At 68.9% G+C, this 19729-nt stretch carries 19 protein-coding genes; 10 read left to right on the top strand and 9 right to left on the bottom strand.

The window, feature by feature from the left end; translation table 11 throughout:
* Positions 1–202 precede the first annotated feature (202 nt).
* From katG to AWQ71_RS19400, 6 genes are all read right to left on the bottom strand, one after another.
* On the bottom strand, positions 203–2434 hold the full coding sequence (gene katG, locus AWQ71_RS19425) for a catalase/peroxidase HPI (RefSeq protein WP_067135150.1): 2232 nt from the start codon (positions 2432–2434) through the stop codon (positions 203–205).
* A gap of 33 nt (positions 2435–2467) precedes the next feature.
* Entirely contained in the window at positions 2468–2905 is a 438-nt protein-coding gene (locus AWQ71_RS19420; RefSeq protein WP_067135148.1) for a Fur family transcriptional regulator, read from the bottom strand.
* Between the two features lie 152 nt (positions 2906–3057).
* Complete coding sequence (locus AWQ71_RS19415) at positions 3058–3453, bottom strand: hotdog family protein (RefSeq protein ID WP_067135146.1); 396 nt, start codon at positions 3451–3453, stop codon at positions 3058–3060.
* A gap of 19 nt (positions 3454–3472) precedes the next feature.
* The gene (locus AWQ71_RS19410) at positions 3473–3856 is read right to left on the bottom strand and encodes a hotdog family protein (RefSeq protein WP_067135144.1); all 384 of its coding nucleotides are present in this window, start codon (positions 3854–3856) and stop codon (positions 3473–3475) included.
* Positions 3857–4071: 215 nt separating this feature from the next.
* Entirely contained in the window at positions 4072–4857 is a 786-nt protein-coding gene (locus tag AWQ71_RS19405) for a class I SAM-dependent methyltransferase (protein WP_067135142.1), read from the bottom strand.
* A gap of 126 nt (positions 4858–4983) precedes the next feature.
* The gene (locus AWQ71_RS19400) at positions 4984–5961 is read right to left on the bottom strand and encodes a DsbA family oxidoreductase (protein WP_067135140.1); all 978 of its coding nucleotides are present in this window, start codon (positions 5959–5961) and stop codon (positions 4984–4986) included.
* Positions 5962–6018: 57 nt separating this feature from the next.
* Between AWQ71_RS19400 and AWQ71_RS19395 the strand changes: the two genes are divergently transcribed.
* The 3 genes from AWQ71_RS19395 (at position 6019) to AWQ71_RS19385 (ending at position 9428) form a co-directional block, all read left to right on the top strand.
* Positions 6019–6576: a TetR/AcrR family transcriptional regulator gene (locus AWQ71_RS19395; protein ID WP_067135138.1), complete on the top strand. Its 558-nt coding sequence runs from the start codon at positions 6019–6021 to the stop codon at positions 6574–6576.
* A gap of 78 nt (positions 6577–6654) precedes the next feature.
* A complete protein-coding gene (locus AWQ71_RS19390) occupies positions 6655–8595 on the top strand; it encodes a S9 family peptidase (RefSeq protein WP_067135136.1) in 1941 nt (646 codons plus the stop codon).
* 104 nt (positions 8596–8699) lie between these two features.
* Positions 8700–9428, top strand: coding sequence for a hypothetical protein (locus AWQ71_RS19385; RefSeq protein WP_067135134.1), 729 nt, complete (start codon positions 8700–8702; stop codon positions 9426–9428).
* Positions 9429–9487: 59 nt separating this feature from the next.
* Here AWQ71_RS19385 and AWQ71_RS19380 read toward each other — a convergent pair whose 3' ends face one another.
* Both AWQ71_RS19380 and AWQ71_RS19375 read right to left on the bottom strand, forming a co-directional pair.
* On the bottom strand, positions 9488–10906 hold the full coding sequence (locus tag AWQ71_RS19380; RefSeq protein ID WP_067135132.1) for an Ig-like domain-containing protein: 1419 nt from the start codon (positions 10904–10906) through the stop codon (positions 9488–9490).
* 360 nt (positions 10907–11266) lie between these two features.
* The gene (locus AWQ71_RS19375) at positions 11267–13588 is read right to left on the bottom strand and encodes a thiamine pyrophosphate-binding protein (RefSeq protein ID WP_067135130.1); all 2322 of its coding nucleotides are present in this window, start codon (positions 13586–13588) and stop codon (positions 11267–11269) included.
* 477 nt (positions 13589–14065) lie between these two features.
* Between AWQ71_RS19375 and AWQ71_RS43310 the strand changes: the two genes are divergently transcribed.
* Complete coding sequence (locus tag AWQ71_RS43310; protein WP_067135128.1) at positions 14066–14455, top strand: hypothetical protein; 390 nt, start codon at positions 14066–14068, stop codon at positions 14453–14455.
* Between the two features lie 94 nt (positions 14456–14549).
* Here AWQ71_RS43310 and tnpA read toward each other — a convergent pair whose 3' ends face one another.
* A complete protein-coding gene (tnpA, locus tag AWQ71_RS19365; RefSeq protein WP_067135126.1) occupies positions 14550–14978 on the bottom strand; it encodes an IS200/IS605 family transposase in 429 nt (142 codons plus the stop codon).
* Between the two features lie 23 nt (positions 14979–15001).
* Between tnpA and AWQ71_RS19360 the strand changes: the two genes are divergently transcribed.
* The 6 genes from AWQ71_RS19360 to AWQ71_RS43900 all read left to right on the top strand — a co-directional run bounded on the left by AWQ71_RS19360 (position 15002) and on the right by AWQ71_RS43900 (position 19691).
* Complete coding sequence (locus AWQ71_RS19360; RefSeq protein ID WP_067135124.1) at positions 15002–16168, top strand: RNA-guided endonuclease InsQ/TnpB family protein; 1167 nt, start codon at positions 15002–15004, stop codon at positions 16166–16168.
* On the top strand, positions 16144–16782 hold the full coding sequence (locus AWQ71_RS19355) for a hypothetical protein (RefSeq protein ID WP_067135122.1): 639 nt from the start codon (positions 16144–16146) through the stop codon (positions 16780–16782). Before AWQ71_RS19360 ends, AWQ71_RS19355 begins: the two co-directional genes overlap by 25 nt.
* A 749-nt stretch (positions 16783–17531) precedes the next feature.
* On the top strand, positions 17532–18509 hold the full coding sequence (locus tag AWQ71_RS19350; protein ID WP_157570439.1) for a hypothetical protein: 978 nt from the start codon (positions 17532–17534) through the stop codon (positions 18507–18509).
* A gap of 66 nt (positions 18510–18575) precedes the next feature.
* The gene (locus AWQ71_RS19345) at positions 18576–19109 is read left to right on the top strand and encodes a hypothetical protein (RefSeq protein ID WP_067135118.1); all 534 of its coding nucleotides are present in this window, start codon (positions 18576–18578) and stop codon (positions 19107–19109) included.
* Positions 19099–19491, top strand: coding sequence for a hypothetical protein (locus AWQ71_RS19340; RefSeq protein WP_067135116.1), 393 nt, complete (start codon positions 19099–19101; stop codon positions 19489–19491). The genes AWQ71_RS19345 and AWQ71_RS19340 overlap by 11 nt, the downstream gene beginning before the upstream one ends.
* A 77-nt stretch (positions 19492–19568) precedes the next feature.
* Positions 19569–19691: a DUF6351 family protein gene (locus AWQ71_RS43900; protein ID WP_245658364.1), complete on the top strand. Its 123-nt coding sequence runs from the start codon at positions 19569–19571 to the stop codon at positions 19689–19691.
* Positions 19692–19729 lie beyond the last annotated feature (38 nt).

The following is a 19729-nucleotide window of genomic DNA, read 5'->3' as shown; positions in this document are numbered from 1 at the left end:
GAGGTGGGTTCCTTCCCCCCGGTGGAAGCTATCTACAACCGGGTGGTTCCAAACGACGATCACGGTCCCGCTTCGCCGGCGGCGCCGATCCGGAGGGATGACGAAAGCCCCGCGTGGCCGCCGGATCCGGCGGCCACGCGGGGCTTGCTCATGCGAATCGAGGACGTCCAGGCCGGCGCGGTGGCCGGCCTGGACGCTGTGATCAGACGAGGTCGAACCGGTCGAGGTTCATGACCTTGTTCCACGCCGCGACGAAGTCGTGCACGAACTTCTCCTTCGCGTCGTCGCTCGCGTAGACCTCCGCGACCGCGCGCAGCTCGGAGTTCGCCCCGAAGACGAGGTCGGCCCGGCTGCCGGTCCACTTGACCTCGCCCGTGGCGGCGTCGCGCCCCTCGAACGTGTTCGCGTCCTCGGACGTCGCCTTCCACGTCGTGCCCAGGTCGAGCAGGTTGACGAAGAAGTCATTGCTCAGCGAGCCCGGAGTCGTGGTGAGGACGCCGAGCGGCGACTGCTGGTGGTTCGCGCCCAGGACGCGGAGACCGCCCACGAGCACCGTCATCTCCGGCGCGCTCAGGGTCAGCAGGTTCGCCCGGTCGATCAGCAGGTACTCGGCCGGCAGCCGGCTGTCCTTCCCGAGGTAGTTGCGGAACCCGTCGGCGGACGGCTCGAGTACGGAGGCCGACTCCACGTCGGTCTGCTCCTGCGAGGCGTCCACCCGGCCGGGTGTGAACGGGACCTCGACGTCGAAGCCGGCGTCCTTGGCGGCCTTCTCCACGGCGGCACATCCCGCGAGCACGATCAGATCGGCGAGCGAGACCTGCTTGCCACCGGTCTGGGCGGAGTTGAACGCCTCCTGGATCCCTTCCAGCGTGCGCAGCGCCGTCGCCAGCCGGTCGGGGTCGTTGACCTCCCACCCACTCTGCGGTTCGAGGCGGATGCGCGCGCCGTTGGCACCGCCGCGCTTGTCGCTGCCGCGGAAGGACGCGGCCGACGCCCACGCGGTGGACACCAGCTGGGACACCGGCAGGCCCGAGTCGAGGATCCGGCCCTTGAGCGCGGCGATGTCCTCGGCGTCGACGAGCTCGTACGTCCGCGCCGGCAGCGGGTCCTGCCACAGCAGCGGCTCGGCCGGGACCTCCGGGCCGAGGTAGCGCGCGACCGGGCCCATGTCGCGGTGGGTCAGCTTGAACCACGCGCGGGCGAAGGCGTCCGCGAACTCGGCGGGGTTCTCCAGGAAGCGCCGCGAGATCGGCTCGTAGATCGGGTCGACCCGGAGCGAGAGGTCGGTCGTCAGCATCATCGGAGCGTGGCTCTTCGACGGGTCGTGGGCGTCGGGGACGGTGCCGGCTCCGGCGCCGTCCTTCGGCTTCCACTGGTTCGCGCCGGCGGGGCTCTTGGTCAGCTCCCACTCGTAGCCGAACAGGATCTCGAAGAAGCTGTTGTCCCACGTGGTCGGGGTGTTGGTCCAGGTGACCTCGAGGCCGCTGGTGATCGTGTCGCCGCCCTTGCCGGTGCCGTACGCGCTCTTCCAGCCGAGGCCCTGCTGCTCGATCGGGGAGGCCTCGGGGTCGGGGCCGACGTTGTCCGCCGGGCCGGCGCCGTGGGTCTTCCCGAAGGTGTGCCCACCCGCGATCAGGGCGACCGTCTCCTCGTCGTTCATCGCCATCCGGCGGAACGTCTCCCGGATGTCGCGCGCCGCGGCGAGCGGGTCCGGGTTGCCGTTCGGGCCTTCCGGGTTCACGTAGATGAGGCCCATCTGGACCGCGGCGAGGGGGTTCTCGAGGTCCCGGTCGCCGGTGTAGCGCTCGTCGGCGAGCCAGGTGGTCTCGGGGCCCCAGTAGACGTCCTCGTCGGGCTCCCAGGCGTCCTCGCGACCGCCGGCGTAGCCGAAGGTCGTGAAGCCCATCGACTCCAGCGCGACGTTGCCGGCGAGGATCAGGAGGTCGGCCCACGAGATCTTCCGGCCGTACTTCTTCTTGACCGGCCAGAGCAGGCGGCGGGCCTTGTCGAGGTTCGCGTTGTCCGGCCAGCTGTTCACAGGGGCGAAGCGCTGCTGGCCGGTGCCGGCGCCGCCGCGGCCGTCGCTGACCCGGTAGGTGCCCGCGCTGTGCCAGGCCATCCGGATGATGAGCGGGCCGTAGTGGCCGTGGTCGGCCGGCCACCAGTCCTGCGAGGTCGTCAGCACCTCTTCGATGTCCCGCTTCACGGCCGCGAGATCGAGGGTCTTGAACGCCTCCGCATAGTTGAACTCTCCACCGAGCGGGTTGGCCACGGCGGGGTTCTTGGCGAGGATCTTCAGGTTGAGCTGCTCCGGCCACCACTGGCGGTTTCCGCCACCCTGCGTCGGGTGCGGGGCGCGCCCGTGCACGACGGGGCAGCCACCTTCGGTCTCCGTATTCGTGTCTACGACGATCGCGTCGTGGTTCTCAGACATGGAATCCCTCCGGACTTGGGCGGATCACGATGTTCAGGAACTTCGGGCAGTAGAACAGGCGGGGCACAGGCCCCAGTAGATGACCTCGGCCTCGTCGATGGCGAAGCCGTGGCCGTCGGACGCGGTCAGGCAGGGCGCCTGGCCGACCGCGCAGTCGATGTCGGCGACGACGCCGCACGACCGGCATACGACGTGGTGGTGGTTGTCCCCGACACGTCCCTCGAACCGGGCCGGGCTCCCGGCCGGTTCGATGCGGCGGACGAGTCCCGCCGCGGTGAGCGCGTGGAGGGCCTCGTACACGGCCTGGAGGGAGACATGGCCCACACGGTCGCGCACCCCGGAGGCGATCGCCTCGACGTCGAGGTGGTCACCGTCCCGGACGGTCTCAAGCATCGCGACACGGGCGGCCGTCACCCGCAGGCCTACACCGCGCAGTTCTTCGGCGGTGGTCGGGGTCCCCGGTGCGGTCATGGAACGAAACCTACCTTCATAAACACGAATTATACAAGAGAACGAATGAACCCACTTTAGCGCCGCGTCCGGTGACGTCCGCCCTGGTACGGCGTGGCCTGCCGCCCGGGTTGATGATGCCCACCGCGCGGCGGGCTCGTGGTGGGCGCGGTTCAGCCCCCGCCGGTCACCGTCTCGGTGGCGAGTTCGCCGGCCGGCGCGCGGGACAGTTCGGCGATGCCGGTGCCGGTCAGGACCGTGGTGCCGTCGTCCTTCACCACGCTGACCTCGCAGGTCGCAAGAAGCGGATCCTCGGACTCGGTGAGGCGGACGGTGGCGGTGACGGTGTCTCCCGCGTAGACCGGGGCGAGGAAGGCGAAGGAGAGCTCGCGCATGTGCACCCCCGGGCCGGCGAGCAGGGGCACCGCGGAGAGGGTGAGCACGCCTTGGGTCATCCGGCGGTCGCCGAAGCCGATCATGTGGTGCGACCCCAGGTCGCCGGTGAGGCGGGCGCAGGTGTCGATGTCCTCGGGGGTGAAGGCGCGCGTGGCGGTGCGAGTGATGCTCACGGCAGTACGTCCGATCTCTCTATTCACCGACGATGAGGCCCTTACTGTGGCCGGTGATCACCAGCTCGTCCCCGCACCGGATGCGGGCGTTGAAAGCGATCTTGGTCATCCCGTCGGTCGGCTCCAGGCGGGTGACCTCCAGTTCGGCGGTGATCGCCTCGTTCCGCCGGATCGATCGAGCGGCTGTCCAATCCATCTGGCGGGAAAGGTAGTTGAGATCCCCTCCGAGCTTGGTCAGTGGGGCGACGGCCAGCAGGTACGGCAGGTGCTCGGGCAGCGGATCCGCCGGTGCGCCACTCAACTCGCAGTATTCGGCCACCTCATGGTCCGTGTACTGCTTCGTCCAGACCAGTACGGTGCCGACGGCGATCTCGCCATGGACGGCGTTCTTGATGGTGATCAACGACAACGATCCCCTCCGGCATGGGAGAACGACGTGGTGAAAGGCGGTCGACTTGCTGCCTACTGGTTGGTAACCGCCGCTTCGAATCATGTCTCACGGGTGGGCGGATGATCACCAACTATGACGCAAGTCACACAGGAACCAGCGCGCTCTTCCGCTGGGCGAGTGCGCCCGGCGGCCGTCCGTGCCCGCCGTCGGCTGATCCGTCAACGCTTTCAGCCGCGATGGGTGATGGTGAGTATGTGCCCGCTGACTCCGAGAAGCGACGGCACCGATTCCATTGAACGCAGGGCGTCCAGCATGAGGCTGCGGCGTTCTGGGTCGTCGAGCCAGTCGTTGACGTCTCCGTAGAGCCAGAAGGCGCCTTGGAGTCCGTAGTGCTCCACGCTGGGAAACCCTGCGTCGGCGAACTCCAGCGGGATCTCCGCCGGGTCGTGGAAATAGGCGGTGAATCCTGACCTCGGTGACCGCATGATGCTGCCCGTGGCGGCGGCATCGGCGGCTGCGCGGAATTCGTCGTTGAGGTAGAAGCCCTGACGCACGCCATCGTGGACGGCCGAGTAGCGGCTGATGGTCGCGGCCGCCACCAGCCCGCCGCGACGCACGGCACGCCGGGCTTCTGCCAGAGCACTGACGCGATCAGCTCGCTCGGTCAGGTGATAGAGCGGGCCCAGGAGAAGAACAACGTCCACGCTCTCATCCGGAACGGGCAGTCGCCGTGCATCGCCCACACGCGCCGCTACCCCGGTCAGCCGGCGCGCCCGCTCCACGTGAAGCGGGACGGGGTCCAGCAACTCGACGTCATAGCCGTCGGCGGCCAGCCACTCGGCGTGCACCCCGGTGCCACCGCCCACATCCAGCACTCGAGCCGGCGCCGGTGGAAGCATCCGGCGCAGGACATCCTGTGTCCGCCAGAACTCCAACCGGCCGCGGTCTTCCCGAAGTCGCCCGTGCTCTCTGTCCTGCTCGTAGTAGGCGAGCAGTTCTTGTGTCACTGCCATGCTCGATCATGACGGAGCAAAAGGATCGCGTGCAAAGGCTTTCCGATGGGGCCCACGTCTCGGCGAGCGCTTCAACAACGAGGACTCGTTCCTGCCAAGGCGTCAACGACCCGGGATCGGGGCCGATCAGGCGAACTCCGGGGACATGGCGGCGGCCATGCTCAGGTGCGGGGCGGCCTCCGCGACCAGGCCCTGGCGTTGGAGGGTACGGCCGAGCAGGTGGCGGACGTAGGAGTCGTCCGGCACGTCGGCCGCCAACAGCTCAAGCATGGCGCGGGCCCGCCCGAGCTGCGCCGAGACGAAGTAGGCGCGGGCGGCGAGCATGCGGACGCCCCGGTCGTCGCCGTGCGCCTCGAGCAGGGGGCGCAGCAGGACGAGCGCGCCGAGCGGATCACGCTGGTCGAGCAGGGACTCGGCGTAGCGCAGGCGTTCCACCTCCTCGGGCAGTTCGCGCCGCCGGCCGCCCTGGAGGAGGAAGTCCCTGATCACCTCGGCGGGCTGGGCGCCGGCCAGCGCGCGGTCGCCGACGACGATCGTCGGCGAGGTCGCCACACCCCTGGCCTTGCCGATGAGCAGCAGTTCCCGCACCATCTCCTCGCCCGCGTCGGTGTCCAGCAGCGCGGCGCCGTCGGCGAAGCCCGCCTCGGCCGCGATGGCCGCGAGGGCATCGCGGTCGCTGATGTCACGACCCTCGATGAAGTGCGCCTTCATCACCTGCTCGGCCACGGCGTCCTGCCGGGCCGCTCCGCCGTGTTCGAACGCCAGGGCGAGCAGCCGGTGGGCGTCGTGGGTGTCGGCGCGCCAGGCCGCTCCCCAGCGCGGCCCCAGCCCTTCCTCGGCGGCGATCTCGGAGACGCGGACCCGGTTCTCCGCGGGCGACAGGCCGGGCGCGCACCGGCTCAGCGCGGCGTCCACCATCGGATCGCGGTACATCTCCTCGATCGGGATGGCCTGGGCCGGAGCGGTGGGGTCGATCCGGAAGGGCCGCCACACGACCTCGACGGGGAGGCCGTCCAGGGCCGGATCGGCCAGGGCCGTCTCCAGCCGCCGCTTGCCGATGTACGCCCATGCGCAGACCACGTCCGCCCAGATCTCGATTCGCATGCCCAGAATCTATGCGACATATGTCGATTAAGCAACACGTGTCGTATAGTCGGGATCGTGAACCCGGATGATCCCCGCGCGCAACGCACCCGGGCCCGCCTGCGGGCCGCGATACTCGACCTGGCAGCCGGCAAGGAGCTGGGCGCCATCACGATGGCCGAGGTGGCCAGGCGCGCCGGGGTGAACCGGGCGACGGTCTACCTGCACTTCCCCGACGTGGACGCGCTCGTGACCGACGCCATGGAGGACACGATCGCCCAGATCGCGCGGGCCGCCGCACTGTGCCCACGGGACGCGCCCCCGGACCGGGCGCCCGAGCCGCTGATCGACCTGTTCGAGCACGTGGCCGCCCGCGCCACGCTGTACGGGCGGATGCTGGGCGCCCAGGGCAGCGCGCTGTTCGCCACGCGCATGCGTGAACGGCTGACCGCCGAACTGGCCGCGCGCTTCGTCGCCGGGGCACGACCCGGGGGGTTCGACGAGGTCCCCGCCGACGTGCACGCCACCTACCTGGCCGGCGCCCTCACCGGCGTGATCGCCCACTGGGTCACCGGCGACCGTCCGGCCCCCGCCGCGGAGGTGACCCTGGCGTTCTGGCGGCTCTTCCGCCTGTGATGATCAAGGGTCTGTCGCCCGCCGTGCTCGCCTGATGTGATGGGGACTCGCCTACGCCGACGCTGGAGGACGAGCTCGATGAGTACGGTCACGCCAGACCTGATCGTGGACGGCGCCATACCGCGGCATCCGGTGATCTCTCCCGACGGCCGCCGGGTCGCCTACACGGTCGCCGCGTACACGCGTGAAGAGCAGCATCCGAGCAGCGCCATCTGGGTCGCCGCCACCGACGCGAGCTCACCACCCAGGAAACTGACCGAAGGCAGTGCAGGGGACTCCGACCCCCGCTGGGCGCCGGACTCGGCCTCGCTCTTCTTCGGATCCGACCGGCTGACGCGCGGCACCACCCAGCTGTATCGGATCCCGGTCGGCGGCGGGCAGGCGCAGGCGCTGACCACCTGGAAGAGCGGGGTCTCCAACTGCCTCCCGCTTGCCGACGGCCGACGGGTCGCCGTGGTGGCCGCCGACGAGCCGACCGATGAGGACGAGCGCAGGAAAGCCGAACGCGACGACGCCAAAGTGTGGGGAGAGCGGGTGCCCTACGGACGGTTGCGGCTGCTCGACCTGGACACCGGCCGGTTACGCGTGGTGGACGGACTCGGCGACCGGCACGTCGTCGAACTGGCGCAGCGCCCGGACGGCGGTCCGCTCGCGGTGCTCACCCGGGCCACCCCCGATCTCGATCCGGTCGTCCCCGCCGGCGAGCTGCACCTGGTCGACCCGGAAACCGGCAAGGTCCGGGATCTCGGCCCGGCCGAGTTGGATCCGTCCGCCCTGACCTGGTGGAAAACCGACGGCAGCTGGCACCTGTGCTACCTGGCGACGACTCCGCCCGGCCCGGTCGGGGGCCGCGCCGTCTTCGATCTCACCGTGCCCGAGAACGGTGCCGCGGAGAAGCAGCACAACCTGACCAGCGGCATGGCCGTCTGCCCGTCCGGCCTGGCGCAGGTCGCGGACGGGCCGCCACTGGCGCTGTTCGCCGACAGGCTCGACACCGCGATCCACCGGCTCGATCCCAAGACGCGGCGGTTCCAGCCGATGTCGCGCCTGGACGGCTACGGGGGCTTGATGACCGCCAGCGGATCGGGCGACGTCGTCGCCGTGGTGGCGAGTACGGCCTACGAGCCGAAAAACGTTCACGCGGGGCCACCCACCGGCCGGCTGGCGCGGCTCAGCGACACCAGGCCCGAACTGCGCGGGATCACGTGGGGAACGCAGGAACGCCTGTCCTACCAGGCGTCCGACGGGCTCGACCTCGACGGGCTGTTGATCCTGCCCGTCGCGAGGACCCGTCAGGACGGCCCGTTCCCGCTGATCACGCTGGTGCACGGTGGCCCGTACGACAGGTACGCCGACCAGTTCCTGCTCGGCACGAGCCCGTCGGCGCAGTGGCTCGCGGCCGCGGGGTACGCCGTCTTCCTGCCCAATCCGCGCGGCGGCGAGGGCCGCGGGCACGCCTTCGCGGCGAGCGTCGCGGGAGCGGTCGGCATGGACGAGTGGACGGACATCGTCAGCGGCATCGACCTGCTGGTCGCCGACGGCGTCGCCGACCCCGACCGGCTCGGGATCGGCGGGTGGAGCCACGGCGGGTTCATGGCGGCCTGGGCCGTCGGGCAGACGAGCAGGTTCAAGGCCGCGGTGATGGGCGCGGGCATCAGCGACTGGGGCATGCTCCTCGCCACCGGGGAATGGGGGATCTGGGACGCGGGGCTCGGTGGCAGCTGCGGCTGGGAGGGGGCCGGCCCACACCGCCACGATCAGGTCAGCCCCATCTCCTACGCCTCGAAGATCAGTACCCCGGTGCTGATCCTGCACGGCGAGGACGACCCGAATGTGCCGGTCGGCCAGGCCACGTACTTCCACCGCGCCCTACGGCGGTTCGGGGTCGAGCACGAGTTCGTCGTCTACCCGAGAGAAGGTCACCCGATCCTGGAACGCAACCACCAGCTCGACGTGCTGCGCCGCACCCGCGCCTGGTTCGACCGATGGCTCGCCGACCCCGCACCGGACCACGCCTAGCCGGCACAGCTGACCCCTGGCAGGTTGTTGAGGGGTGCAACAGCCTCGCTGAAATGTTCCTATAGCGGTATGAGCGATGATCTCGGCATGAGGGAGCACTGCCTATGACCCCATCGCCCGGCCCCCGCCAAGCTGACACCGACCAACCCCTGCTGATCAGGCTGCTCGGTCTGTACGACAGACTCCTGGACCAGGTCGATCGCCGGTATGGAGCGGACAGCGAGCGCGGCCGGATCGTGCTCATCGCCGTGGTCGTCTCGGTGGTCCTGGCCTTCCTCGCCCTCGTGACCACTGTGCTGTGGGTTGTGATCGCGATCGGCAAAGCCCTCGTGGGAGCCGCCACGGGAGCCGCCGCCGAAGGAGTGGACGCGGCGACCTCCTCGCAGTTCATGGACGTCATCACCAAGCCGGTCCGCACCTACCTCAATGAACACGCCGCAGGGTTGCCCATCACCGCTGAGGCGCTGTGGAAGGCCTGGGTGGCAGTCGCGGTGGTGTTGTGGCTGCTCGGCCTGTTCCGGTCTTGGGGCGTGCGCCTGGCCTGGACGTTGTACGGCGCGGGCACCGTGGCGATGGTCTACGCCGGAAGCCCCCCGGCCGGCCAGGCCCTGGCAGCCGGGGTGGCCGTGCTGGCGTGGGCGGTGCTGTCGCTGCCGGTGTTCGCCGGGATCGGTCGCCGCCCCCATACGCTGGTCAACCTGCCCGCCCCTGTCACGTCGGGGGAGACCGCCGTCTCCCTGGTCCGTGAGCAGGTCGCCGAGGTGCGAAAACGACTGGAGCGATTGGAGGTGGCCTCCGACGAGCCGGCGACCCGTCGTCCGAGCGAGGAGTGAGTGGGGCCGCCGGCCGGCCGGCGGCCCCACGACGAAATCGCCGATCCGTTAGGAGGGCGTCAACTTACCGGGCAGCGCGGGGTCTCGAAGACGACGCCGTCCAGGAGGTTGCCGGTCGCCGGGTTACCGCCCGCGGTCGATACCGACTCGAAGGAGAACCGGGTGACGGTCTGTCCCGGCGGGACGACGTACGTCCCGGTGTAGCGACGCCACGCGGTGTTGCCGTCGGTGATGTCGGGTGAGGACGCTCCGGCGGGGGTCTGGGCGACGGTCGCGCCGGGGGCGCCGATGAGCACGTGCATCGTGTCGGTGCCCGCGACGCCCCGGTGATACAGCGACCAGGTCATGACGGTTCCGGGAACGGTGGGCAGGTCCTGATACAGCGTGGAGAACTGGTTGGCGTTGAGTTCGGCGAACTGCTGCCCATCGGCTGCTGGGACCCCTTGGAAGCCGGTACGCCAGAACTCCACCAGGTGGTCGGTGGCGGTGGTCTGCCAGCCGATGCCCGGGTTGGTCGTGGCGTCGGGGAGCATCTGGAACCCGGTCACAGGGGGTGACTCGAAGCTGCCGTTCGCCAAGGTGACGGGCGTGTCGGTGCACGGGACGGCGACGGTGACCGTGGCGGTGCTGGTTCCGCAGTCGGTGGTGATGGTGTAGGTGAAGGTGTCGGCGCCGACGAAGCCGGGGCCGGGCGTGTAGACCACGTTGCCGCCGGAGATCGTCGCGGTGCCGTGGCCGGGAGCGGTGACGCTGCTGATCACCGGTGCGGTGCCGGTGTCGTTGGCCAGGACGGGAATGCTGACGGGGTTGCCCTGGGTGGTGGCGGTGTCGTCGGCGGCCCGGGTGGGCGAGATCGACTGGCCGCTGACGATCTGGATCGGCGGGGCGGGCGTGTTGTTGCCGAGTTGGCCCGGCGCGGCGATGACGCTGCTGATCCCGGTCGGCCGGATGGTCATGCTGTTTCCGACGGTTCCCTGGCGGACCTGGAAGGTGATGACCTTGGCGGGCGGGTCGGTCTTGGAGCCCGGCGAGGTGATCGACAAGGAGGTGCCGTTGATGGTGCCGGTCCCCGACTGGCTGACGATGTCGGCGTTGGCCAACAGGGAGGACAGGTCCCAGGTGGTGGTGTAGGTGCGCACCAGCAGCGGCCACTGGGCCGTGCGGTGCGTCAGCGTGAGGGTGAAGGTGCTGCCCGGTGCGATCTGCCCGCCCCACAGGGAGGGGGAGGTGACGACCGAGACCGACCCGCTGCCCAGCCTCATGCCGAGCGCGTTCTTCCAGTAGTAGTCGACGGGGTAGTTCGCCTGCCCCTGCCGGACGCAGGGCGCGGGGGCGGCGTGTGTGGTGGCCTGCCGCGTCGTGGTGACGGTGTGTGCACCGGTGTCGGCTGCCGCCGACGTCGCCGATGCGGCCAGCAGTGCCGTCAGGGCACAGGCCAGTGTGGCGAGTGCGGACCTGGGTCGTTGTGCTATCACCATGGAGCTCCCGATCTGTCAGGGCAATTCGTGTTGATCGAATCCACGGTGATGTTACTGAGAGTAATCGAAGTATTGCGTTTGGCTGTCGTGGTGGAGGTTTCGTGTCGGCCCCGGAACTCCCGAAGCTACGTCGAGCCAGGTAGGGAGGGTCGCCGGTGACGGTTGGCCTCATGAGCTGTCAGCAAATTGGCAGGAGGCCCGCCGGCCGCGGGGTTTGCGCGACGGCGGCCGGCGTCGTCGGCGGTCATTGGTGAGCGTGGGTATTCGTCGGGTAAGCGTCGGGACTGTTGGTCGCCATGCACGGGGGCTCCGTGGAAGAAAGTCCGGAGCCCCGGTGCGTGGTGCGGGCCTGGGCGTTCGTCAGCCGGCCAGGTCCAGCGCGGCGGCGACGATGCTGTCGGCGTTCAGGCCGTGGTACCGGTAGACGTCGTCGAGCGACCCCGACTGGCCGAAGCGGGTGACGCCCAGCGCCGTGGTCGGCACCCGGTTGACGGTCGCGAGGAAGGACAGGGTGTGGGGATGCCCGTCGAGCACCGTGACGAGGGGAGCGGCTCGATCGGCGGGGAACGTCTGGTCCAGCACCCACGACTCGGCTTGCTCATGGCCTTGCCGGGCCCGCACCGCCCGGTACAGCAGGTCGGGGCTCGTCACGCAGACCACGTCCGCCGGAATGCCGAGCAGGTCCAGCCGGTCCGCCGCGGCCAGCGCCTCCGGCACCACCGCGCCCATCGCGGCGAGCGTGACCTTGGGGTTCGCCGCGCGCCGCAGCGGATATGCTCCCGCGACCACCTGCCGCCTCCGCCGTTCCCGCGCCGCGGGGTCGGTGGGTACGGCCGCCAGGGTCTGATCGACGGGACGCGTGGACAGCCGCAGATAGGCCGAGGTGCCGTCCGGTCTGCCCAGCCGGGCCAGGCCGGCGAGCAGCGTCCACTCGGTGTCGATGGCGAACGCCGGTTCGTAGTAGACGCAGCCCGGTTGCTCCAGGCCGATCGACGGTGTCTTGATCGACTGGTGCGCGCCGCCTTCCGACGCCAGCGAGACGCCGGACGGCGTGCCGACCAGGATCGACTGCCCGCCGGCGTAGATGCCGTAGGACCACGGCTCCAGCGCGCGTTCCACGAACGGGTCGTAGAGCACGCCGATCGGCAGCAGCGGCTGGCCCCACCGGCTCCAGGTCGTGCCCAGTTCCCCGATCAGGCTGACGAGGTTGGTCTCCGCGATCCCCAGTTCGATGTGCTGGCCGGTCGGTTTCTCGTGCCAGTGCAGGATGGTCTCGGCGTCGTCGGCGAACCAGTTGAGGCGCTCGTTGGCCGACCAGACGCCGACTTTGTTCACCCAGCCTCCGAGGTTGGTGGACGAGCTGACGTCCGGGCTCACGGTGACCACCCGCTTGGCCGCCTCCGGCGCCGCCCGCGTCAGGTCGAGCAGCGTACGCCCCAGGGCGGCCTGGGTGGTCGCGGTGCCCGACGGCGTGCGCCCGATGTCGGCGGGCAGGTCGGGCGGCTGGATCGACGGTGTCTCCGGCCTCCGCAGCCGCTCCGCCGTCCGCGCGCAGAGGGCGTGCGCCGCGCTGTCCGGCGAGAAGGCTCGCCACGGGTCGTCCAGGTCGCCGCCCACCCGGTCGGCCAGCTCCTGCATCTGCTGCTGGGTCAGCAGCGCCGAGTGGTTCTGCGGATGTCCCCTGGTCGCCAGGCCGTACCCCTTGACGGTGTAGGCGAAGATCACCGTGGGACGCGTGTCGTCGATGGAGGAGAACGCCCGGTCCAGGGCCTCCAGGTCGTGGCCGCCCAAGTTCGCGATCGCGTCCACCAACGTGTCGTCGTCGACCTGGTCGACCAGCGCCTGGATCTCCGCCGCGCCCCGGCCCACCCCGGCGAGCCGCCGCCGGAGCTCCTGCGCGCCGCACCGCAGCAGCCGCTGATATTCGGGGTTGGGCATCTCGTCGATCCGCCTGCGCAGCTCCGCCCCGCCCGGCCGGGCGAACAGCTCTTCCAGCAGCTGCCCGTACTTGACGGTGATCACCTGCCAGCCCGCCGCCGCGAACATGCCCTGCAGCTTGTCGGCCGCGATGTTGGGCACCACCCGGTCCAGCGACTGCCGGTTCAGGTCGACGACCCACACCACCTCCCCGAGTTCGCCGACCGTGGGATCGAGCACGGCCTCCCAGACCGCGCCCTCGTCGAGTTCGGCGTCGCCGACCAGCGAGTACTGGCGGCCGGTGCCGGCGCCGCCCAGCACGGTGTCGACGTAGCGACGCGACAGGGCGCCCCAGATCGGCGCGGTCGCCCCGATCCCGACCGAGCCGGTCGAGTAGTCCACCGGGTCGGGGTCCTTGATCCGGCTCGGATAGCTCTGCAGCCCGCCGAACTCCCGCAACCGGGGCAGGTACGACGCGTCCAGCCGGCCGAGCAGGTAGTTGATCGAGTGGAGCACCGGAGACGCGTGCGGCTTCACTGACACCCGGTCCTCCGGCCGCAGATGGCGGAACCACAGGGTCGTCATGATCGACACCATCGACGCCGAGGACGCCTGGTGGCCGCCGACCTTCAAACCCGAGGGGTTCTCCCGCACCCGGTTCGCGTGGTGGATGACGGCCGAGGAAAGCCAGAGCACACGGTTCTCCACCTCGCGTAGCACCGCGAACTCAGTGGTCGTCCGCGGGCCGGTCACCGGGCTGGTCATTATGTGCACACCCTTCACTGACATTTCGGATGCGCAAAATTCAAGCAACGACCTTGGCCGCGCTCAAGGACGTGGCCGGCGCTTGAGCATTCTGCGCATGTCGCACCATATGCCCAGTGGGAGGGTGGGCACTTTGCCCAGTCGGCCGCACACCCTCGTCCGCCGATGGCCCGCTGCCCCCGAGGCGAGGGCTTGTTCCGGCTGTCTGAACCCGGCCGGCCGCGCGGATCCCTGTGATCTACGTTGTAAAGGCTCCGCTGCGAACTCCGGTGAGTGGTGGTCATGACGCGGACGCGAACACCCCGGCGCGCGCCGCGGCCGCGCGGTCGGCGGCTTCGCTGTCAAGCCGTTCCCCCGAGTTGAGGAGCGCGAGACGCTCGGCTTCTCCCGCTGGCGGCCGGGATCTCCTTCGGCGTCCTGGGCCTGGGCGCCGTCACCGCCGCCCTGCTCTTCCTCGGCACGAGCACGACCGCGTCGATGGGGCTGCTGCTGCCCGCCACCTTCTTCGGCGGCGTCGGCAACATGCTCGTCATCGTCGGCTTCATGGTCACCGCCGCCACCGCCGGCGGTGCGACCGCGGGTGCGATCCTGCACGGCGTCACCGTGGCCATAGCCGTCAACGCCGCCCTCGTCCTCCTCGGCGTCCTCCTCGCCGCTCTCTTCCTCCGCACCGAGCAGCGCAAGCTCGCCAACCGAAGAGTGGGACAACCTGCGGAGCGGCACGCGCTGGGAAACGGTGGCTGTGGCGCACGGACTCCAGGACCGTGCGCCCGGCCGCCTCAACCCGGACCACCACCGGAGGGATCGTGGGATCGTTCCTTCCTCTGGTCTGAGGGGGCGCGCCACTTCTACCGGATTCGTTCGTAGTGCTTCGGCCTTCAGGCCGGGGCGAAGCGGACTCTCGCGCGTAGCGGGGCAAGAACAGCCGATTCGTCGTCAGGCGAACCGGCGTCCACCCCGATCAGACCGGCCGTTTCTGCTGCTCGATGTACTGCTTCAGCACGGTCAGCGGGGCCCCGCCAACCGACCCGGCGAAGTAGGAGCCGGACCAGAAACGCCCGCCCCACAGGTACTTGTGGACGTGGGTGCCGAACTCCTTGCGGAGCATCCGTGCCGAGACCCCCTTCAGCGAGTTGACCAGCTTGGACAAGGCGACCTTGGGCGGGTAATGGACCAGCAGGTGGACGTGATCATCCTCGCCGTTGAACTCACGAAGCTCGACCTCGAAATCGGCACAGACCTCACGCATGATCTGCTCGCATCGGACCAGCATCGGGTCGGTGAAGGCCCCCCGCCGATACTTAGTGACGAACACCAAATGGGCATGCAGGTGGTCGACGACGTGCCGTCCCGTGCGCACATCAGGGTTCGGTTCCCATCTCGGTGACATAAACCAAACGATACGATCAGGGTGTGGAGAAGGCGAAGCAGACGCGGGCGCATGTGGCCCGCCTGGAGTTGAGCACGGCCCAGGTGGCGGTGCTGGACGGCCAGGCGCACACCGCTCGCGCCCTGTGGAACCTGCTGCACGAGTACGTCACCTTCCGGCAGGGCCGGTTCGCGACGTTGAAGGAGTGCGACACCGCGATCCGGGTAGCGCGTCATGAGATCGACTGGATGGGGCAACTGCCCGCCCAGGCGGCGCAGGCCGTGCTGAAGACCTACCGGCAGGCGTGGGCGAACTTCTTCAACCCTGATCACCCCGCCAAACGCCCGACGTTCAAGGCCCGGTTCGGTTCCCGATTGGCCGTCGATGTGCCTCAGGCCCGCGACCTGCAGATCAAGCGAATCAATCGGCGGTGGGGTGCGGTCAACCTGCCCAAGGTCGGGCGGGTGCGGTTTCGGTGGACCAAGGACCTGCCCGGCGTCACCAAGGGCGGCCCGACCGGGCGGATCACGGGAGCCCGGCTGGTCAAGGACGCCTTCGGCTGGCAGATCATGTTCCGAACCGAGAACGAGGCCGCTCCGGTCACCGACACCCATCCCGGTCCAGCCGTGGGGATCGACCGGGGGGTCACCGTCGCCTTGGCATTGTCGGACCAGACCACGCGTGAGCACGGCCCCTGGCTCACCGGCGGTGAGCGTGAACACCTGCGCCGCCTGGAGAAGAAATCCGCCCGCCAGCGCGCTGCCCGTACCCCCGGACAGCACGCCTCTCATCGGCTGACCCGCACCTATGGCCAGATAGCCCGGCTCCGCGCGACAGCCAAGCGCCGAGCCGTCAACTGGCAGCACCAGACCACCACCGAACTCGCCGACACCTTCAGCGTGGTCGTGGTGGAGGATCTGAAGATCGCGAACATGGTCCGCTCTGCCAAGGGCACAATCGAAGCCCCCGGCCGGAACGTGAGGCAGAAGGCAGGGCTGAACCGCGCCATCACCGGAGAGGCGTGGGGTCGCACCCTCGCTCTGCTGGAGTACAAGATCCGTGATCGCGGCGGGCTGGTGGTGAAGGTTCCCGCCTCGGGCACGTCACAGACCTGCCACCGGTGCGGGCACCGCGACGCGGCTACCCCCTGCGGTTCGTCCGGCGCTCCCTTGGGACGCTCGTCGGCTTGGGCGCCGTCAGCTGCTGTCTGACCCTGCTCTACCTGGGCTCCTCCACCGTCATGTCGATCGGCGGCGCCTGCGCCTCCGGCGGGGCGTACGAGATCGCGACGCCCTGTCCCGAGGGCATCGGCTGGATCATCCCCGGCTCGATCTTCGGCGGGATAGCCGGGCTGGGCCTCTACATCGCGAGCTCGCTCCCGGTGGGGCCCCGGCTGACCCCGCTGGCCTGGCCCGCGCTGTTCCTCAGCCTCGGATACGCCTTCCTCGACTCGGCCCTGCATGCCGGGGACGGCGTCGACGGGGGCTTCATGGTCTGCGCGGTGCTCTTCATCCTGATGGGCGGGGTCCCGCTGCTGTTCCTGCGCAACGGGGACGTCTTCCTCGGCGTGTTTTTGGGGCCGGCGCCGTCCGGGCCCGCCGGGGGACCGCTCCCGATCCCCCGGAGGGCCGTCGCGGCCCCCGCGCGCGTGCCCGCCCCGGCGAGAATCCCGGCTCCGGCGGGAGGAGCCCCCCGTACGCCGCCGACCGAAGGCGGCCTGGTCGGCGAGCTGGAGCGGCTGGCCGCGCTCCACCAGGCCGGCCGGATCGACGACGCCGAGTACGCCTGGGCGAAGAACCTCCTGCTGAACGGACCCGACGCATGAACCACACCGCGATCCGCGCCCTGTCGATCGTGCTGCACGTGATCGCGATCGCGGGCGGCGTCGCCCTCGGCGTCCTGATCTTCCACGCCGCCACCGGATGACCCCGAAGCGCCCGGCGGGACGCGGCCGGCACCCCGGCGCCACGAGGGGGCGGCGGCCAACTTTAAGGGGTACGGCCACCACCCCCTGGCCTCCTTCTCCGGCAACACCGGCGAAGCAGCTTGACAACATGATCGACAGTGCAGTCGAAGATCGGCCTCACACCAGAGCAAGTCCCATGCGCCTCACCCATGACTGATCAAGGCCCATGACTGATCAAGGCAAGGCTCCTGTATACGTGGACTGTCTCGACAACAATCCAGCTGCCAGGGGTTTTGTCATTTCCGCAGCTCGAATCACGATCGTGATCAAGCTGTAATCAAGATCCGAAAAACGGACATTCGGGCGGTCGAGGCCCCTAACTTAAGGCCGTCGGGTCGGGGCCGCCATGGATGGACACTTGACGCGGCCTCCCCAAACTGCCGTCTGAAGACATCGCCGTTGGGTGCAAGCGGCTATTTGAATCCTCTCATCCATAATTCTTGACAGTTGCTTGTTGGCCGAGAATGATCAGGCAACGGAAACAGACGGGGATCATGCATCAACGGATGGCCGGCTCTGGTCACCGAGTAATGAGGGTTGCCCGTGACGTTAGAGCGTCGCTGGCTGCGAGTCCTCAACCCATCTCTCACCCCCCAGGAGATATCGCTGTGAGGAAATCGGTGCGCGTTTCATCAGGTGCGAGACGGACGCCAAAGGCTGCCGCGTTCATTGCCGCCATCACCGTTGGTTGTTTGGCGGCGACCCAGGGAACGTCCTATGCGACGCCTCAGGACCCTCCGGTGGTCGACGACAGCGGGCAAGGCGTGGCCGACGCGTTGTCGGCCGTGGGGATCACAGTACGGCCGGATGGCTGGATCGAGTACAAGTCCATGCTTCGCAGTGTGGGCGCAAGTGGCAAGACGTCTCGCGTCGCGGGGAAGCGCGAGGAAGACGGCGGTTGCACGCTCTCCGGTTCAGACGAGGCGTCGCTCGGTTCGATGCAGGCGACATACACCGAAGAAGTGGCCTACAACCCCGCGACGTGCGAGTTCGACATCCTTGTCACCGACCTGACGCCATCACAGGCCGCCGATCTGAACTCCATGAGCGACGCCGCGCCCAGCGACGTGTCGTCCACAGAAGACGCGGCCGCATCACAGGAAGCCGGGGGCGTGGCACCTCTCGCTGCCACGTATGGCCGCTACCTGAAGACCTCCTGGATCGACCCGATCAACATCACTATCTCGTCGCAGAAGGTGGGGCTCAAATGGACGAGCTCGTCATGGCTTAATTGGGCCTACAAACGCGACTCCTTTAAGGGTTGCATCGGCGGCGTTTGTCTCGACAAGACCTACATCTACTCCGGCTCCGACAGTTTCTCCACGCTGTCCAATGGATGGAAGAAGACTGCCAACGTCCATTTCAGGAACACGTCGTTCGCGAAATGGGTCGTCGCGATTCTCGGCGCATCGGGCTGGGCGGCCTGCGGGTTCCCGACCAGTTCTCAGGCGGACTTCTATCACACGGACTCGGTTACGGGTTACAAGAACGGAGGCTCAGCGTGGAATTGGAGCGACTCCAAGAGCGGCGCGTGCACGAACCTCGTCCATCATGGTAATCAGACCGGTGCGTCCTACGGGTTCTGACATCCCCTTGGGTCCACTCGGCCCGGCCCCCGGCGGCTCTGACGTTGACCGCAAGGGGACTGCCTGGTGAGCCAGGCCATTGCGCGGCGGACACTGACTGCCTGGCTCACCGGGGTACTGCTGATCTCTTGCGTGACAGCCTGCGTCGACCAGATGGGCACGACCTCTGGGCACACGTTGCCGAGTGCGGTCGATTCTGGGTCGGGACGGGTGGCATTGGAGTACACGCGCGCCGTCGCTCGCGGTGACTTCCAGGCCGCGATCCCGCTCGTTGCCCCGAGCCAGCGGGAAATTCTGAAGGCCGTCGCGCTCGGACAGGGACCCAGAACCCTGCCGGAGGTCACAGGTGAGGTGTCATTAGGTGAAGTGGTCGAGGATGGAGATAGTGCCACCGTCTCCATCCTCGGCAAGATGTGCCGTACCGAGGTGGCTTCCAAGAACTCGACCTCGGCGCCGGTCACCGACTGCATCGAGAACTATGATCCGAAGACGGACTCGCCGGTATTCCTCGTGCACCTGGCAAGAGAGGATGCCACGGGTTGGAAGGTGGTCTTCAACTTCGCTGCCGCCGACAAGTCGGGAGATTCCGATGAAGGCTGAGCACATCTCGTCACCGAACTCGAGGTCTCGTCCAGCACTCTGGGCGTTCGCCTGGTGGGCGGTCGTGGGAGTCCTCCTCGGCTTCGGGTTCGCGTCGATCCTCACGATCGGACTTGTACTACTGCTCGTGGGTTGTGTGCTCGCTGTGGCGGGAATCCTGCTCAAGGCTCTGCGGAACCACTCGGCTGCCGCGGTTCCGGCTGGTCTCAGCGTGGCGGCGCTCTATCTGGCCTGGTTGAACCGCGGGGGGCCTGGGCGGGTGTGCGAGACCACGGACACGGACACGTCATGCATAGAGGCGTGGAGTCCATGGCCGTTCCTGGTAGTCGCGTTGCTTCTCGTCGCCGCCACGGTCTTCCTGGTCCGCCTCGCAAGGCGCTGACCGCCTGCCTGGACGCCCACTCTGTCCCCCGATGCGATTGAGCAGCCGTCACCGTTCGGTGGGTCGTCCTGGACTACGTGGTGACGTGGACCGGCGGGCAATGGGACCGGTTGCGGACGATCTTCCCTCGCGGGGTGTACGACCACTCCAAGCCGGGGGTGTCCCAGCAGCGGACGGGAGCCACCTGGCTCCGCTTCTGACGACGGACTCCACAGGTTCGACCTGATCGAGGCCGGAG

The organism is Microtetraspora malaysiensis, from assembly GCF_001528665.1.
Lineage (GTDB): Bacteria > Actinomycetota > Actinomycetes > Streptosporangiales > Streptosporangiaceae > Microtetraspora_A > Microtetraspora_A malaysiensis.
Note: the sequence above shows the minus strand (reverse complement) of the source record. Positions and strands in the feature narration are given on the sequence as shown.